This is a genomic window from Thioclava sp. GXIMD4215, from assembly GCF_045291555.1.
GTDB lineage: Bacteria > Pseudomonadota > Alphaproteobacteria > Rhodobacterales > Rhodobacteraceae > Thioclava > Thioclava litoralis.
In genome coordinates this window covers 111993-129776 of sequence record NZ_CP149515.1, presented here as the reverse complement: position 1 = coordinate 129776, position 17784 = coordinate 111993, and the positions used below count along the sequence as shown (strand labels likewise).

General features: G+C 61.3%; 14 protein-coding genes. 1 reads left to right on the top strand and 13 read right to left on the bottom strand.

Going from position 1 to position 17784, the window contains the following annotated elements; all coding sequences use genetic code 11:
• Positions 1-45: 45 nt before the first annotated feature.
• Both argS and WDB86_RS00555 read right to left on the bottom strand, forming a co-directional pair.
• The gene (argS, locus tag WDB86_RS00560; RefSeq protein ID WP_339107694.1) at positions 46-1788 is read right to left on the bottom strand and encodes an arginine--tRNA ligase; all 1743 of its coding nucleotides are present in this window, start codon (positions 1786-1788) and stop codon (positions 46-48) included.
• 107 nt (positions 1789-1895) lie between these two features.
• Entirely contained in the window at positions 1896-3833 is a 1938-nt protein-coding gene (locus tag WDB86_RS00555; protein WP_406736294.1) for a cation:proton antiporter, read from the bottom strand.
• A 363-nt stretch (positions 3834-4196) separates the two neighbouring features.
• Between WDB86_RS00555 and WDB86_RS00550 the strand changes: the two genes are divergently transcribed.
• Positions 4197-6305, top strand: a complete 2109-nt coding sequence (locus tag WDB86_RS00550; protein WP_406736293.1) for a DEAD/DEAH box helicase — start codon at positions 4197-4199, stop codon at positions 6303-6305.
• A gap of 192 nt (positions 6306-6497) precedes the next feature.
• Here WDB86_RS00550 and WDB86_RS00545 read toward each other — a convergent pair whose 3' ends face one another.
• From WDB86_RS00545 to nuoH, 11 genes are all read right to left on the bottom strand, one after another.
• Positions 6498-8171 carry a ribonuclease J gene (locus WDB86_RS00545; protein WP_406721004.1) on the bottom strand — a complete coding sequence of 558 codons (1674 nt, stop codon included), beginning with the start codon at positions 8169-8171 and terminating at the stop codon, positions 6498-6500.
• Positions 8168-8947, bottom strand: coding sequence for a type III pantothenate kinase (locus WDB86_RS00540; RefSeq protein ID WP_339107697.1), 780 nt, complete (start codon positions 8945-8947; stop codon positions 8168-8170). The genes WDB86_RS00545 and WDB86_RS00540 overlap by 4 nt, the downstream gene beginning before the upstream one ends.
• Positions 8948-8959: 12 nt before the next feature.
• A complete protein-coding gene (locus WDB86_RS00535) occupies positions 8960-9718 on the bottom strand; it encodes a biotin--[acetyl-CoA-carboxylase] ligase (RefSeq protein ID WP_406736292.1) in 759 nt (252 codons plus the stop codon).
• Entirely contained in the window at positions 9708-11147 is a 1440-nt protein-coding gene (gene nuoN / locus WDB86_RS00530; RefSeq protein WP_406736291.1) for an NADH-quinone oxidoreductase subunit NuoN, read from the bottom strand. The genes WDB86_RS00535 and nuoN overlap by 11 nt, the downstream gene beginning before the upstream one ends.
• Before the next feature lie 12 nt (positions 11148-11159).
• Positions 11160-12689 carry an NADH-quinone oxidoreductase subunit M gene (locus tag WDB86_RS00525; protein WP_339107700.1) on the bottom strand — a complete coding sequence of 510 codons (1530 nt, stop codon included), beginning with the start codon at positions 12687-12689 and terminating at the stop codon, positions 11160-11162.
• Positions 12689-14788: an NADH-quinone oxidoreductase subunit L gene (gene nuoL, locus WDB86_RS00520; protein ID WP_406736290.1), complete on the bottom strand. Its 2100-nt coding sequence runs from the start codon at positions 14786-14788 to the stop codon at positions 12689-12691. Before nuoL ends, WDB86_RS00525 begins: the two co-directional genes overlap by 1 nt.
• A gap of 3 nt (positions 14789-14791) precedes the next feature.
• On the bottom strand, positions 14792-15097 hold the full coding sequence (gene nuoK / locus WDB86_RS00515; RefSeq protein ID WP_339107702.1) for an NADH-quinone oxidoreductase subunit NuoK: 306 nt from the start codon (positions 15095-15097) through the stop codon (positions 14792-14794).
• Positions 15098-15221: 124 nt separating this feature from the next.
• Positions 15222-15824, bottom strand: a complete 603-nt coding sequence (locus WDB86_RS00510) for an NADH-quinone oxidoreductase subunit J (RefSeq protein ID WP_339107703.1) — start codon at positions 15822-15824, stop codon at positions 15222-15224.
• On the bottom strand, positions 15821-16243 hold the full coding sequence (locus WDB86_RS00505; protein WP_339107704.1) for a carboxymuconolactone decarboxylase family protein: 423 nt from the start codon (positions 16241-16243) through the stop codon (positions 15821-15823). The genes WDB86_RS00510 and WDB86_RS00505 overlap by 4 nt, the downstream gene beginning before the upstream one ends.
• A 6-nt stretch (positions 16244-16249) precedes the next feature.
• Positions 16250-16741: an NADH-quinone oxidoreductase subunit NuoI gene (nuoI, locus tag WDB86_RS00500; RefSeq protein WP_339107705.1), complete on the bottom strand. Its 492-nt coding sequence runs from the start codon at positions 16739-16741 to the stop codon at positions 16250-16252.
• Between the two features lies 1 nt (position 16742).
• A complete protein-coding gene (gene nuoH, locus WDB86_RS00495; RefSeq protein ID WP_339107706.1) occupies positions 16743-17780 on the bottom strand; it encodes an NADH-quinone oxidoreductase subunit NuoH in 1038 nt (345 codons plus the stop codon).
• Positions 17781-17784: the final 4 nt, after the last annotated feature.

Sequence of the window (17784 nt, the reverse complement as noted above, 5' to 3'; positions counted from 1 at the left end):
CGCCGGTTTCCCGGTCCACTACCTTCTATTCCGGCGGCGTGCGTTTTAGCGCATCTCTTCAGCCGGAGTGACGCCAAGGATACCAAGTCCGGCAGAAATCACAACCGCCGTGGCGCGTGCCAATGCGATTCGTGCAGCGGTTGCGGCCTCGTCCCCCTCCTGGAAGAAACGCAGCTCGGGCTTGTCATTGCCACGGTTCCACAGGCTGTGCAGATCGGAGGCCAGCTCGTAGAGGAAGAAGGCCACGCGGTGCGGCTCATTGGCACGCGCCGCGATTTCCACCAGACGCGGCCATTCCGCGATCTTGCGCGCCAGCACTTGCTGGGCGGCATCGTCCAGCATGATATCCACCTCGGCCAGCTTGGCATCATTGAGATCCCAACCGGCATCACGCGCCTTACGCAGCACCGAGCACACCCGCGCATGGGCATATTGTACATAGAACACGGGGTTGTCTTTCGACTGCTCCAGCACCTTGTCGAAGTCGAAATCAAGGGCGGCGTCATTCTTGCGGGTCAGCATATGGAAGCGGGTCACATCGGCGCCCGCCTGCTCGACCACATCGCGCAGGGTGACAAAGGTGCCCGCACGTTTGGACATCTTGAAGGGCTCGCCGTTCTTGAACAGCTTCACCAGCTGGATCAGCTTGATATCCAGCGGCACCTTGCGGTCGGACAGCGCGGCCACAGCCGCCTTCATCCGCTTGACATAGCCGCCATGATCGGCGCCGAAGACGTCGATCAGCATATCATAGCCACGCTCGACCTTGGTCCAGTGATAGGCGATATCGGGGGCGAAATAGGTCCAGCTGCCGTCGGATTTCTTCACCGGACGGTCAACATCATCCCCGAATTGGGTCGATTTGAACAGCGTCTGCTCGCGCTCTTCCCAATCCTCGGGCAGCTTGCCTTTCGGCGGCTCCAGCACGCCTTCATAGATCAGGCCCAGATCTTCCAGACGCTTCAACGCGCCTTCAATCTGCCCCGTGCCATAAAGCGATTTTTCCGAATAGAAGACATCCATCTTCACACCCAGCGACGCCAGATCGCCGCGGATCATCTCCATCATCGCTTCGGTGGCGAATTCGCGGATATCCTCAAGCCAGTACTGCTCGCCCTTATCCAGCAGGCTGTCGCCGTATTTGTCCTTCAGCGCCTGCCCCACGGGGATCAGGTAATCGCCGGGATACAGCCCCTCGCGGATCTCGGGCTCCTGACCGCAGGCCTCGCGGTAACGCTCATAGGCGGAGCGCGCCAGAACATCGACCTGAGCGCCGCCGTCGTTGATGTAATATTCGCGCGTCACATCATAGCCTGCGAAATCCAGCAGGCTGCAAAGCGCATCACCGAAGATCGCACCACGGGTATGGCCGACATGCATCGGGCCGGTCGGATTGGCCGAAACATATTCGACATTGACCTTCAGACCTTTGCCCAGATCGGCACGCCCGAAATCGGCACCAGCTTTCAGCGCCGCACGCGCCACATCGCCCCAGACCGATCCCTCAAGACGCAGGTTCAAAAAGCCCGGACCCGCCACTTCGGCAGAACTCACACGCGGCTCATCGCGCAGCTTGGCCGCCAGCGCCTCGGCCAGATCGCGGGGCTTGGCGCCTGCGGGCTTGGCCAGCACCATGGCGGCATTGGTCGCCATATCGCCATGCAGCGGATCACGCGGCGGCTCGACAGTGACATTGCTCAGGTCCAGCCCCTCGGGGAGCGTGCCTTCCTTCGACATCTCGTTCAGCGCGTTGATCACGACCGCGCGGATATTGGCAAACAGGTTCATCTGGGTCTTCCTCTGGTTGCCTCTCCACTGCCAGAGGCGGGGCATAAGGTCAACTGCTGCGGCTGGGCCGCGCGGCTTTTGCGGCGATCTTTAGGCCGTCACAGCCCTCAGGGCAACGGTGCCACCGGTCCGGGCGGGGCATCGGGCCGGTCGCCCCCCTCGGGTAAAGACTGGCGCGCGGGGCCCTCCGATCCCGCATCGGGCGATCCGGCATCAGGCGATCCGGCATCGGGCGGCAGAAGCGCCAGAATCCGCATCCCCCCATCGGCTTTCATCTCCTCGCCATTATCGACAAACCCGATCTCGCCGCGCGGCGAAATCCGCAGGATGGGCACCGCCATCGGACGCCGTTCGCGCCATTGCGCCAGCGTGAACTCCTCGGTCAGGCGGGTCACACGGAAGCTCCAGCCCTCGCGCTCCATATCGCGGAAGGTTTCAAAACTGCGCCCGCCGCCAAAGGGCTGCCCGCCCAGTTGCGTGGGCAGCGCATGACGGCGCTGGTCTTCTTTCTGCCGCGCCACCTGCCAGACATGGGCGCGGCCAAGCTCGGCGCCAAGGTCGGTGCAGACCAGCGTGTTATAGGCATCGTTATCGGTGACCGCCAGAACGTTGGAATAGGCCAGACGTTCAATCGTGTCTTCCGCCGCCTCGCCCAGAATATCGCCATAGAAGGTCTTCAGCCCCGCCGCACGGGCACGGATCAGATGCTGGTGGTTCGGGTCGGCAATCAGCACCGGCACATCGGCTTTTTGCAACGCCTCACCCAGACGGGTGGAAAACCGCGAGCCGCCCACGATCAGCACCCCCGGTTTATCGGTGTCCGCAAGCCCCAGAAACCGCGCCAGCGGGGCCAGCGTAAAGCCATGCAGCACCACCGTGACCGTCACCAGCAGGAAAGCCAGAGGCGCGATCAGGGCCCCATCCTCCACTCCCGCATCGGCCAAGCGCTGGCCAAACAGCCCCGCCACCGCCACCAGAACCACCCCGCGCGGACCGGTCAGCGCGATGAACAGCCGCTCTTTCCACGCGATCGTCGTCCCCATGAGCGACAGAAGCACCGTGGCCGGACGCGCAATCCCCACAACCGCGATGATAAAGCCCGCCGCGCGCCAGTCGAGCATCGCCAGCTGCGACAGGTCCAGACTGGCCGCCAGCAGGATGAACACCCCCGACACCAGCAGCACCGTGGCATGTTCCTTGAAACGGCGCAGCTCTGTATAGGCGGGCAGATCGGCATTGCCGATCACCAGCCCCATCGCCGTCACCGCCAGAAGCCCGCTTTCATGCAAGATGGTATCGGCCAGCGCGAAGGTCATCAGCAACCCCACAAACAGCACCGGCACCTTCATGAATTCGGGCACCCTCCCGCCCTGAAACGCCCAGACCGTCGCGCGCCCCGCCGCAAGCCCCAGCGCCAGAGCGAACAGAATGCCGAAACCGGTCTCCAGCGCGGCTTTCGACAATGCCAGATCGGCATGGAACACCAGCACCACGCCATAGGCCAGCACCGCCGCCAGCGCCCCGATCGGGTCGTTCACGATGGCTTCCCATTGCAGAAGCTGCGCCGGTCGCCGCGCCAGCCGTGCCGAGCGTAAGAGCGGCGCGATCACCGTGGGGCCCGTCACGATCATGATGCCCCCAAACACGGCTGCACTTTCCCATGACAGATCCGCCGCCAAGCGCAGCGCCAGCGTCGACATCAGCCAGCCCAGAGGCGCGCCGATCAGCACCAGCCGCATCACCCCCGCACGGGCATCGCCCAGCCGGTGCAGATCCAGCGACATGCCCCCCTCAAAGAGGATCACCGCCACCGCTAGACTGATCAGCGGGCCGGTCAGGTCTCCGAAATCGCGCATCGGGTCCATCAGACCTGTCACCGGCCCGACCAGAACCCCTGCAATCAGCATGAACACGATGGCGGGCAGGCGCAGACGCCACGCCAGCCATTGCGCCCCCACTCCAACGATCCCCACAAGGGCGAAGGCCATGACAGGCCCCAGACCGGCGGCCTGATGCGCTGCCTGCGTTGCGATCTCTTGCGCCATTCCCTAGGCCCTTTACAAACTGAAGCATCCTGAACCGAAGAACCGGCACAGCTGACAGAACCGCCGCGCCCTGTCAAAGCCGTAAACCCCGCCCCGCGCCCTGTTTCCGACATTTGAACCCGCCCCGCCAAAGGTCAATATCGGCCCCGATCCGCGCGGCAAGAAAGCCGCTTCGGGGCTGTCGCGCCGCCCGTTTGCGGTAAAATGCGGGCATTTGCCATGCCAAACCCCGTTTACATTGACCTTTTGCAGAAATTCGGCTAGTGCAGCGCCATCCCGCAATCCGGCGGGACAGTAGCCGGGGCGCCTGAACAACCGCGTCCCTTTTTTCTGCAGACCTCCTCTGCTGTGATCAGGACGCGTATGACCAAGTTTTCCGAGCTGAAACTCGACCCCAAGGTTCTTCTTGCCATCGAAGAGGCGGGCTATACCTCGCCCACCCCGATTCAGGAAAAAGCGATTCCCCCTGCCCTTGAAGGCAAGGATGTTCTGGGAATTGCACAGACCGGTACCGGCAAGACCGCGTCCTTCACCCTGCCGATGCTGACCCGCCTGCGCCGTGGCCGTGCCCGCGCGCGGATGCCGCGTTCGCTGGTGCTGGCACCGACGCGCGAACTGGCCGCTCAGGTCGCGGAGAATTTCGACCTTTACGCCAAGCACACCAAACTGACCCGCGCCCTGCTGATCGGTGGCGTGGCCTTTGGGGAACAGGACAAGCTGATCGACAAGGGCGTGGACGTGCTGATTGCCACCCCGGGCCGCCTGCTGGACCATTTCGAACGCGGCAAGCTGATTCTGACCGATGTGAAGGTGATGGTCGTCGACGAGGCCGACCGCATGCTGGATATGGGCTTCATTCCCGATATCGAGCGCATCTTCCAGCTGACCCCCTTCACCCGCCAGACGCTGTTCTTCTCGGCAACGATGGCCCCCGAGATCGAGCGGATCACCAATACCTTCCTGCAGGCGCCGGTGCGCGTGGAAGTGGCCCGTCAGGCCACCACCTCGCAGAACATCACCCAGAAGCTGGTGGAAATCACCCCGCCGCGTAAGGACCAATCCGCCAAGACCAAACGCGAGCTGCTGCGTGCGCTGATCACGGCTGAAGGCGATAAGCTGGATAACGGCATCGTCTTCTGCAACCGCAAGACAGATGTGGATATCGTGTCGAAATCGTTGCAGAAATACGGGTTTGACGCACAGCCGATCCACGGCGATCTGGACCAGTCGCAGCGCACGCGCACGCTGGAGAATTTCCGCGATGGCAAGCTGAAGATCCTTGTGGCGTCGGATGTGGCCGCCCGCGGTCTGGATGTGCCCAGCGTCAGCCATGTGTTCAACTATGACCTGCCGATGCATGCCGAAGACTATGTGCACCGCATCGGGCGCACGGGCCGCGCGGGCCGTCATGGCACCGCTGTGTCGCTGGCAACGCCCTATGACGAGAAATTCCTCAGCCAGATCGAGGAACTGGTCAAGATGACCCTGCCCCGTGCAGAGATCCCCGAAGGGTTCGAACTTTCGGAAGCCGCAAGTCAGGCCCCGCGTCCGCGCAATGACCGCGGGGGCCGCACCGGCACGCGCCGCGAACGTGATCGCGACCGCAAGCGTCCGGTGCCTGACCACGGTCAGGAAGCCTCGAAAGAGCCGATCAAGCAATCCGGCGAAGCCTCTGCCAAGCCGGAGCGCGCCAAGGCCGAGCGCAAGGAAGACGCCCCCCGCATCGAGGATACGCAGGCCCGCGCCCCGCGCCACGAACATCCCCGCGCACACCCCCGCGAGCAGGACCGTCCCAACACGGATCGCAATGGCTCGGACCGCTATCGCCGCAACCGTCGGGATGACGGTCCCGATGTGGTGGGCATGGGCGATCATGTGCCGGAATTCCTGTTGCGGGAATTCGTGATTTCGCGCCCGACGCCCGAGGATGCCGAGGACGAGACCGAGGTTGTGGCACAGACTGCGACCGACACCGTCGAAACGGTCAAAGAGGCACCGGCGGAAAAGCCCGCCCGTTCGCGCCGTCGCAAATCTCCGGCGAAGAAGGCCGAGGACGCCTCGACCGAGGCAGCCGCGACCGCTGCGCCTCCCGCAGAAGAGGTGTCGGCTGACGCCACAGGGGACGACAAGGCGCCCGCAGCCGAGCCATCGGCTGCGCCTGCCCCCGAGGGTGTCGCCGAAACGGCGTCTGTGCCCGCTGACGACGCGCCAACAGCGCAGGAGCCCGCGCCTGTCGACGCTCCGGCCGTCTCGACTGCCGAAGACGAAGCCGCGGCAGAAGCGCCCGAAAAGCCCAAACGTGCCACCCGTGCCCGCGCCAAAACCGCAAAGCCGAAGACCACCAAGGCCAAAACGACCACGACGCGCACGCGCAAGAAAAAAGTGGACGAGGCGGCGGCAGGGGAGCCTGCCACGGACACAGGCGCAGAGGCTCCCGCCGCTGAAACCACAGTGCCGGGGGGCGAGGCCTGAGGCCCGACCCAATATGAAACGACGAGAAAGCGGCCCTTCGGGGTCGCTTTTTTCATGGCGGAAAGGCACCTGCCGTCTCGGGCCAGGCCACATCATGCCCACCCTACGAAAACGGTAAAAGAGGCGCGGCACGCGGACATAAAAAACCCCGCCGCGTGCCATGCACGGGCGGGGCATCTTTGGGATGCGGGATTATTCGTCCATCAGCCGCGAGACCACAACCGTCACCTCGGGCTTCTTGCCGATCTCTTCCAAAGAGCAGGTACGGGCCTGACGACGCAGCAGATCCTCGATCTTGTCGTCATCGCCCAGCACCTTACCCGGCGCGCGGTCCAGCGCCTCGGTCAGCTCCTGCTCCAGCACCTCCTCAAGCGCGATACCGGAACGGCCCTTCGGCGGCAGGCCCATCGTTTCGACCCACGGATCGCCCAGCGGGCCGCCATCCTCGTCGATGATCACGTTGACCATGATATGGCCGTTCAGCGCCATTCGGATCCGTTCGCGCACGACCCCGTCCAGCGCGCCAATCAACACGGTGCCGTCCAGATACAGGCGGCCCGTCTCGATATATTCCACCACCTTCGGAGTGTCGCCCGCCAGATCCAGCATGGTGCCGTTGGTCGCAATTTCCGAGGCAATCCCCTTCGACTGCGCCAGTTTCATATGCTCGCGCAGATGCCGGTGTTCGCCATGCATCGGGATCAGCATCTTCGGGCGCAACAAGTCATGCACCGCTTCCAGATCGGGGCGGTTGGCATGGCCGGAGACGTGATAGAGGCCGCCGCGATCACCGATCACCTCGACCCCCATCTCCGAAAACGCGTTCATGATCTTGATAACGCCGATCTCGTTGCCGGGGATGGTTTTCGAAGAGAAGAGGAATGCATCGCCCTCTTTCATCTCCAGCCCCAGATATTTGCCGCGCGACAGTGCCGCCGAAGCCGCGCGCCGCTCGCCCTGCGAGCCGGTGACGATCAGCATCAGGTTCTCGCGCGGGATCTCGGCGGCTTCTTCCGGCTGAATCACCGAAGGGAACCCTTTCAGCACGCCGGTCTCTTTCGCCGTCTGCACCATGCGTTTCATCGAACGCCCCAGCAGGCAGACCGAACGCCCTGCCGCCACGCCGGCATCCGCCAGCGTTTTCAGACGCGCAACGTTGGATGCAAAGGTCGTGGCAACAATCATGCCTTCCTGCATCTGGATCAGCTTGGTCAAAGGCTCGATCAGCGTGGCTTCGGATTTGCCCGGAAGATGGCTGAAAATATTGGTGGAATCACAGGTGAGCACCTTGATGCCCTCGCCTTCCTGCGCGATCTCGTGCCACATATTCACATCGAAGGGTTCGCCCACGATGGGATTGGCATCCAGCTTGAAATCGCCCGAATGCACCACACGGCCCGCAGGCGTGTCGATGATCAGCGCCGAGCTTTCGGGGATCGAATGCGAGATCGGCACGAATTGCACCTTGAAGGGGCCTGCCTCGATCACCTCGGGGCGCGGCTCGACCACGGTCACCTGCGTGTTCACCCCGTTCTCGTTCAGCTTCTGCTGGCCGAGGCTTGCGGTGAAGGCACGGGCATAGACCGGCTTGCGCAGTTTCGGCCAGAGGAAGGGCAGCGCGCCGATATGGTCCTCATGGGCATGGGTGATGAAAATCGCCTCGATCCGGTCGGCATTGTCTTCCAACCAGCCCGCATCGGCCATGATCAGATCGACCCCGGGCGAACCGTCCATATCAGGGAAAGTCACGCCCAGATCGACAACGATCAGCCGTTCCGCCCCTTCGGGACCATAGCCATAGACATAGGCATTCATCCCGATTTCGCCTGCCCCGCCCAGCGGGAGATAGATCAGCCTGTCGCTCATGCGGTTGCCAGCCCCTTGTTATAATCGTGTATCAGTCGCAGCCCGTGAATAGTTAGGTCGTACTCGACACTGTCAAAGAGATCAAACCCTTGCTCGAAAAGTTCTGCAAGACCACCCGTGGCGATCACTTTCATCGGGCGGGCACGTTCCAGCCGGATCTGGCGCACGATGCCTTCGACAAGGCCGATATAGCCCCAAAAAACACCGGATTGGATACAGGCGACCGTATTCGTGCCTACGGCCTTTTCCGGCATGGTCACATCGACATGCGGCAGCGCCGCCGCAGAGGCATGCAACGCCTCAAGCGACAGGTTCACGCCGGGCGCGATCACCCCGCCGATATAGGCCCCATCGGGGGCCACCACATCGAAGGTGGTTGCCGTGCCGAAATCGACAACAATCAGGTCACCCCCATGCCGGTCGAACCCCGCCACGGTATTCACCAGCCGGTCCGGCCCGACCGTGGTGCCGATATCCACGCGCGGCGCAACCGGCAACAGGCATTCGGGCTTGCCCACCACCAGCGGGCGACAATCGAAATAGCGGCTGGCCAGAACCCGCAGATTGAAGACCACCCGTGGCACGGTCGAGGAGATCACCACCGCCCCGATCCGCACTTTCATATCATGCAGCATCATCAGCGAGGTCAGCCAGACATAGTATTCGTCCGCCGTGCGCTTGTGATTGGTCTCGATGCGCCAAGTGCTCAGAAACTCGGTGCCGTTCCAGATCGAGAAAACCGTATTGGTGTTCCCGCAATCAATACAGAGAAGCATCGCGCCCCCCTTTCAGAAAAAGATATCGGCGGCGGAGATGGCCATGCGCCCGTCGGCACCGGCCAGAATCATCGCGCCGCTTTCGTCGATCGTTTCAAAAATGCCCTCATGGGTCTCGGTGCCCGTTCTGGCGCGGATCTGCGTGCCGATCCGTGCCGCGCGCGCCAGCCATGCCGTGCGGATGGGCGCAAAGCCATAGGTGCGGAACTGGGTCGCGAAGCGTTCGAACGCGGGGGCAAGATAGGCGAGGAACTCGTCGGGCGTGGGGGCAAATCCCAGCGTTTCACGCAGGCTGACGGGGGCAATGGCCCCTGGCTCGACACTTGTGCCGGGCGGTGCCCCTGCCAGATTGACGCCCACCCCGATGCACAACCATGCCTCCGGTCCCAGCCCGATGGTTTCGAGCAAGATCCCCGAGACCTTGCCACCATTCAGCAACACGTCATTGGGCCATTTGATCGCCAGATGCGCTTGCGGACCGGCAACCTGACACAGCGCCTCGTCCAGCGCCAAGGCCGTCACAAAGGAATACAGGGCCGCCTGCGCCGGTTCGACGCCCGGACGGAACAGGTAGCTGGCCGAGAAATTGCCCGCTGGCGCGATCCACGGGCGACCACGCCGCCCGTGACCTGCGGTTTGTTCATGGGCCAGAATCCACACAGGCCCCGCTTGATGCGGAGCCATGCGGGACGCCTCACTCATCGTGCTGTCCACCCGAGGCAGGGTCTTGCGGGCCACTGCCTCGGGCCAGTGCGGTAGGTCAGTGGACAAGTGCTGCCGCTGCCGCTTGCGCGACGCCCTCGATGCCGAAGAGATTGATCGAACCGGCCACCATGAGGATCCCCGAACCGATCAGCAACACGCGCTGCGGCGTGGCGATACGCTTGTCGATGCCCAGCTCTTCCTCGTCACCGAAATACATGTAGTAGACGATGCGCAGGTAATAGAAGGCCGCAATGGCAGAGCCGACAACCGCAAAGACCGCAGGCCAGACATAGCCTGCCTCTACAGCGGCCACGAGCACCGAGAACTTGGCCCAGAAGCCCATCATCGGCGGCACACCGGCCAGCGCGAAGAGCAGGATCAACAGCGCCCATGCCCGCATCGGACCACGGCGCGCCAGCATGCTGAGCGCTTTGATATCGGTCACCGGCTGGCCATCGCGTTCCATCGACAGGATAAAGGAGAACATGCCGATATTCATCGTCACATACACCGCCATATAGAGCAGCATCGCCGCGACGCCCTGCTCCGTGCCTGCCATCAGCCCCAGAAGCGCAAAGCCCATATGGGTGATCGAGGAATAGGCCATCAGACGTTTGATATTGGTCTGACCGATCGCTCCGATGGAGCCCAGCATGATCGAGGCCACCGACAACAGCGCCACAACCTGACCCCATTGCGCCGTAACGCCGCCGAATGCGTCAAACAGCAGACGCGCGAAGAGCGCCATCGCCGCCACTTTCGGTGCGGTTGCGAAGAAGGCGGTGATCGAAGAGGGCGAGCCCTCATAGACATCCGGCGTCCACATATGGAACGGCACTGCCGACACTTTGAAGGCCAGACCGATCATCATGAAGACCAGCCCGAAGAGCACGCCGACGGGGATCTCGCCGGCATGGACCACCGACAGGATCCCTGCGAAATCGGTTGTACCGGCGAAGCCATAGGTCAGCGACGCACCGTAAAGCAGGATCCCCGAGCTGAGCGCGCCCAGCACGAAATATTTCAGACCGGCTTCGGAGGACCGTGTGCTGTCACGGCGCAGCGCGGCAACCACATAAAGCGCCAGCGACTGCAGCTCCAGCCCGATATAGAGCGACATCAGGTTGCCCGCCGAGACCATCATCATCATCCCGACGACCGCCAGCGTGATCAGCACCGGATATTCGAAGCGCATCAGGCCGCGACGCTCCTGATAATCCGCCCCCATCGCCAGCACCCCTGCCGCCGACAGCAGGATAAGCACTTTGGCAAAGCGCGAGAACCCGTCCTCGATGAACAGCCCGTTAAAGGCCACATTGTTCACGTTGGAAAGGCCGATCAGCAGTGCGAACAGCGCAAGGATCGCCACCGTCAGCCACAGGATGAACCCCGCGACCTTATCCTTGCCAAGCCAGACGCCACCCAGAAGTGCCGCCATCGCGTAAAGCGACAGCATAAATTCCGGTATCACCGTGGTGAAATCCGTAGAAGTCATTGTTGGCTCTCCTTACTGCACGAGCACGCCGGCAGCGGCGAGTTCGGCATGGTAGTTAGCGACCAGTTTGGCCACGGTCGGTCCGATGATATCGGTCAGGAAGCTGGGATAGATCCCGAGAAGCAGCACGATGAAGACCAGCGGCACGACCATTGCGTATTCGCGCGCATCCAGATCACGCACCGCTTTCAGGCTCTCCTTGATCAGATCGCCGAAGAAGATCCGGCGATACATCCACAACCCGTAGGCCGCCGAAAGGATCACCCCGACCGTCGCCAGCGTGGCAACAACCGTATGCGCCTTGAAGGCACCGGTCAGCGCGAGGAATTCCCCCACAAAGCTGCCCGTCCCCGGAAGGCCCAGATTGGCCATCGTGAAGAACATGAAGAACAGCGCGTAGGTCGGCATCCGCTTGACCAGCCCGCCGAAAGCGGCCAGCTCGCGGGTATGCAGGCGTTCATAGATGATCCCCACGCCAAGGAACAGCGCGCCCGAAACGAAGCCGTGGCTCAGCATGATATAGACAGCCCCGTCGATGCCCTGCTTGTTGAACGAGAAGATCCCCATCGTCACAAAGCCCATATGCGCGATGGACGAATAGGCGATGACCTTTTTCATATCGGTCTGCGCCAGCGCCACCAGCGAGGCATAGATGATCGCGATGACCGACATCCACAGGATGAAATCCGACATCAGGTTGGAGGCGACAGGGAACATCGGCAGCGAGAAGCGCAGGAAGCCGTAGCCACCCATTTTCAGCAGGATCGCCGCAAGGTCGACCGAGCCCGCCGTCGGGGCCTGCACGTGCGCGTCAGGCAACCATGTATGCACCGGCCACATCGGGATTTTCACCGCGAAAGAGGCAAAGAAGGCAAGGAACAGCAGCGTCTGCACACCGCCCGGAATATTGATGCCCAGCACACTGAAGGCCTCCGACGAGAAGTCGTAGCTCATCAGGCTCGGGATATCGGTGGTGCCGGTAATCGCGAACATCCATGCAATCCCCACCAGCATGAGCACCGAGCCCGTGAAGGTGTAGAGGAAGAACTTGAAGGTCGCATAGACGCGGCGACGCCCGCCCCAGACACCGATGATCAGGAACATCGGGATCAGCGACGCCTCGAAGAAGAGGTAGAACAGCACGATATCCAGCGCGGTGAACACGCCCAGCATGAAGGTTTCCAGCACGAGGAAGGCAATCATGTATTCCTTCACACGGCGGTCATTGACCCATGCCGACAGAATGGTGATCGGCATCATGATGGTGATCAGCATCACGAAAATCAGCGAGATCCCGTCGATACCGACTTTGTAGTTCATACCCAGAATCCAGCTTGCCTGCTCGACAAATTGGAATTCGGTGTTTTTCGGATCATAGCCTGCCAGCAGGAAGAAGGACGCAAGAAGCGTCACCAGCGTGGCGGTCAGTGCAAACCATTTTGCGTTACGGTCTGCCGCCTCGGTGCCCCCGCGCATGACCACCGCAAGGATGATCGCCGACAGCGCGGGGATAAAGGTGACGATGGAAAGCAGGTTCTGCATTACTGCGACCCTCCGGCCAGAACGACCCAGAACATGAGCACCACGATGCCGATGACCATGGTGAATGCGTAGTGGAAGAGGTAGCCGGACTGCATCCGGCCAGCGAGGCGGGTCAGCGCAGGAATAACCTTGAACGCAAGCCCGTTGATGGCACCGTCAATCGTGGCTTCGTCGATTTTCTTCCAGAAGAAACGTGCGAGGCCCAATGCGGGACGGCGGAAGAGGAAGTCATAAAGCTCGTCGAAATACCACTTGTTGAGCAGGAACTTATAAAGCGGATACATCGACGCGGCCAGTTTGGCGGGCAGTTTGGGTTGAGCGATATACATCACCCATGCCACAACGAAGCCGATCAGCATTGCGATGAACGGCGAGACCTTGACCCATGCGGGGGCCTCATGCGCTTCGTGGATCACATGGTTCGCGGGAGAGATATACACAGCCGCTTCGCCAGTCGGACCCGCAACAGGCATCTCATGCGCGCCATCGGCGGCCTGACCTGCCTCGGTCGTCCCGGTGCCGGTTGCCACGGCCTCGACGGCAGGCGCCTCGACAGCGGCCACTTCATGGCTGGGCATATTGAAGAATTTGGCCATTTTCTCTTCGTTTCCGAAGAACGGACCATACCAGACCATCCCCGCCAGAATGGCCCCCAGACCAAGGATGCCCAGCGGCACGGTCATAACGGCTTTGCTTTCATGCGCGTGCTCATGCTTGTGCTTGTCACCGCGTGCGGTGCCGAAGAACGTCATGAACATCAGACGCCACGAGTAGAACGAGGTGAAGAGCGCGGCGATGACCAGCATCCAGAAGGCATAACCGCCCGCAGTACCTGCCCATGCGCTTTCCACGATCGCGTCTTTCGACAGGAAACCCGCAAAACCGATATGGGTCAGCGGAATGCCGACGCCGGTGATCGCCAGCGTGCCCACCACCATCGCCCAGAAGGTCAGCGGCAGTTTCTTACGCAGACCGCCATAGTTGCGCATATCCTGCTCGTGATGCATCGCAGTGATGACCGAACCGGCGCTGAGGAACAGCATCGCCTTGAAGAAGGCATGCGTCAGCAGGTGGAACATGGCAACCGGATAGACACCCACGCCCGCGGCCACGAACATATAGCCCAGCTGCGAACAGGTCGAATAGGCGATCACGCGCTTGATGTCGTTCTGCACAAGACCAACGGTCGCGGCGAAGAAGGCGGTGGTTGCACCAAGGAAGACGATGAAGGATTTGGTTTCCGGCGCGAATTCGTAAAGCGGCGACATGCGGCACAGCAGGAACACGCCTGCGGTGACCATCGTGGCCGCGTGGATCAGCGCCGAAACGGGCGTCGGGCCTTCCATTGCGTCGGGCAGCCAGGTGTGCAGCAGAAGCTGCGCGGATTTGCCCATCGCACCGATGAAGAGGAAGATCGCGGCCAGCTCGACTGCATTCACCTGCACGCCCCAGAAATCGAGACGGCGCTCTGCCAGTTGCGGCACCATCTGGAAGATCGTGTCGAAATCGACCGAGGAGGTCAGGAAGAACAGCGCGAAAATCCCGATCAGGAAACCGAAATCGCCCACACGGTTGACGATGAACGCCTTGATCGCGGCGGCCCCTGCCGAGGGTTTCTTGTAGTAGAACCCGATCAGCAGATAGGAGGCCAAGCCCACGCCTTCCCAGCCGAAGAAGATCTGGATCAGGTTGTCGGCAGTGACCAGCGACAGCATCATGAAGGTGAAGAGCGACAGATAGGCGAAGAAGCGGGCCTTATAATGCTCGCCCTCCCCGAAATTCTCGTCATGCGCCATGTACCCGATGGAATAGACATGCACCAGCGCCGAGACGGTGTTGATCACGATCAGCATGATCGCGGTCAGACGGTCAAGGCGGATCGCCCAGGAGCTGTCGATATCGCCCGATTCAATAAAGCGGAACAGTTCGATATGCTGCGTCGGACCGTCAAAGCCCAGAAACACGACCCAGCTCAGCACGGCAGACAGGATCAGCAGGGCGGTCGAGACATACATCGCGCCCTTCTCGGTGATCAGCCGCCAGCCGAAGCCCGCGATAAGCGCGCCCAGAAGCGGCGCAAACAGAATGATCGTCGGCATCGCTTATCCCTTCATCATATTGACGTCGGACACGTCGATAGAGCCACGGTTACGGAAGAAGACCACCAGAATGGCAAGGCCGATCGCGGCCTCTGCGGCAGCCACCGTCAACACGAACATGGTAAACACCTGCCCCACCAGATCGCCCATATGGGTCGAGAAGGCGACGAGGTTGATATTGACCGAAAGAAGCATCAGTTCGATCGACATCAGAATGACGATGACGTTCTTCCGGTTCACGAAAATTCCGAAAATGCCGATGACGAACAGGATCGCCGCCACCCCCAGGTAATGCTCAAGTCCGATCATCGTTGTCCCTCCGGGTCATCGTCCCGTACTCCATCCGTCTTTGACAGGTCCTGCCTGCCGAATTCTTGCGCGCTCAGGCGTTTGGGGGCGCAGGTTCCCGCGCCCGATCTTTATCGCGGCAGGCTTAAAGCCCCTGCCCCGGCTTCACATCAACAAGCTTCAGCTGTGCTTTGGGGTCGCGCTGCATCTGCATCATCGGGTCCTGCCGTTTCACATCCACACGATGGCGCATGGTCAGCATGATCGCCCCGATCATCGCGACCAGAAGCACAAGGCTCGAGGCCTCGAAGAGATACAGATACTGGTCATAGATGATCATCCCCAGCGCGCGGGTGTTATCCACACCTTCCGGCGCGACAGCGGCCCGCAGCGAGGTCGCCTGATCCGAAATCTTCCATGTGCCAATCGCCCAGCCAAGCTGAACGAGGATCACGATGCCGATCAGCACGGCGATGGGCAGATATTTGACCATCCCGCTTTTAAGCGCCGAGAAGTCGACATCCAGCATCATCACCACAAAGAGGAACAGCACCGCGACCGCGCCCACATAGACGATGACCATCAGCATGGCGACGAATTCCGCGCCCATCAGAATGAACAGCCCCGCCGCCGAGAAGAAGGCCAAAATCAGCCACAGCACCGAGTGCACAGGGTTGCGCGCCAGCACAACCATCAGCCCCGACACCACCACGAGGATGGCGAAGAGATAAAACGAAAATACCATCATGCGTCATCTCCCGCAGATTCTTCTGCCTGCTCTGCAAAGACCGCTTTGGCGATCTCGAAGGCACGGCTCATGGCGGGCACCCCGCCAAACATGCTCATCTGGAAGATCGTCTCGGCGACCTCCCGCTGGGTTGCACCGGCCTCCATCGCGTGGCGGATCGTCAGCCGGATCTGGCCGTCGGCCTGCGCGCCCATGGCGGTCAGTGCCGCGAGGGTCAGCAGAAGACGTGTCTTCGCATCCAGACCATCGCGATTGAATGTATTGCCGAACCACATCTCCATCATGTCGCGCGACATGGTGGGGAAATAGCTATCGAACGCCGCAGGATTGAAGCTCTCCAATGCGGGATTGAAGCGGCGGGCCATTTCAGCCCCCTGCTCCATCATCGTCTGGAAAAGTTTGGTGAAATCCTGCGTCATGGCACGTTACCTATAAGGGGCGTCGATTTCGATGTTACGGGCGATCTCGGCTTCCCAGCGCGCGCCGTTATCCAGAAGCTTTTCCTTGTTGTAGAACAGCTCTTCACGGGTCTCGGTGGAAAACTCGAAGTTCGGGCCTTCGACGATGGCATCCACAGGGCAGGCTTCCTGACAGAAGCCGCAATAGATGCATTTCGTCATGTCGATATCGTAGCGCGTGGTGCGGCGCGAGCCATCGGCGCGGGGTTCCGCATCAATGGTGATCGCCTGCGCGGGGCAGACGGCTTCGCACAGCTTGCAGGCGATGCAGCGCTCTTCCCCGTTGGGATAGCGGCGCAGCGCGTGTTCGCCACGGAAACGGGGCGATAGCGGCCCCTTTTCATGCGGGTAGTTCAGCGTGGGCTTCGGGCTGAAGAAATACCGCATACCGATGCCGAAGCCTTTGATGAAATCGACAAGCAGGAAGTATTTCGCGGCGCGGGCATAATCGAATGCCATATTAGCCTCCAATCGCGAAGCGGGCCCAGAAGGCACCAAGGATTTCGAATTTCGCCAGGAACGCGATGATCACGACCCAACCCAGCGACAGCGGCAGGAAGACCTTCCAACCGATGCGCATCAGCTGGTCGTAGCGATAGCGCGGCGTGATGGCTTTCACCATGGCGAACATGAAGAACCAGAAGACCATCTTCAGGAACATCCACAGCACACCATCGGGCAGACCGGGGATCGGCGACAGCCAGCCACCGAAGAACAGGATCGAGATCAGCGCACACATCAGCCAGATCGCGATATATTCGCCCGCCATGAAGAGCAGATAGGGGGTGGAGCTATATTCCACCATGAAGCCCGCAACCAGTTCGGACTCGGCTTCGGGAAGGTCGAAGGGCGGACGGTTCGTCTCGGCCAGTGCCGAGATGAAGAACAGCGCTACCATCGGCAGATGCGGCAGCCAGTACCAGTTGAACAGACCGAAGGAGCCATCCTGCGCACGCACGATATCGCTCAGGTTCATCGACCCCGTCGAGATGATGATCCCGATGATGATCAGACCGAGAGAGACCTCGTAGGAGATCATCTGTGCCGCAGAGCGCAGCGAGCCGAGGAAGGGGTATTTCGAGTTCGACGCCCAGCCGCCCATGATCACGCCGTAAACCTCGAGCGAGGAGATCGCGAAGACGAACAGGATCGCCACGTTGATATCGGCCAGCACCCAGCCATCAGCCATCGGGATCACGGCCCAAGCGAGGACCGCGAGCACCATCGACATCACAGGTGCGAGGAAGAACACGAATTTATCGGCACCGGCGGGAACCACGATCTCTTTGAGAACGTATTTCCCCGCATCGGCGAAGGTCTGGAACAGACCCCACGGACCGACAACGTTGGGACCGCGGCGCATTTGCACCGCCGCCCAGATCTTGCGGTCGCCATAGACCAGAAAGATCAATGCAACCATCACGAAGGCAATCAATGCGACCGCCTGCAGGAGGATGATCACGAATGTGCCAAAGGGTGTAGCGATAAACTCGGCCATGATG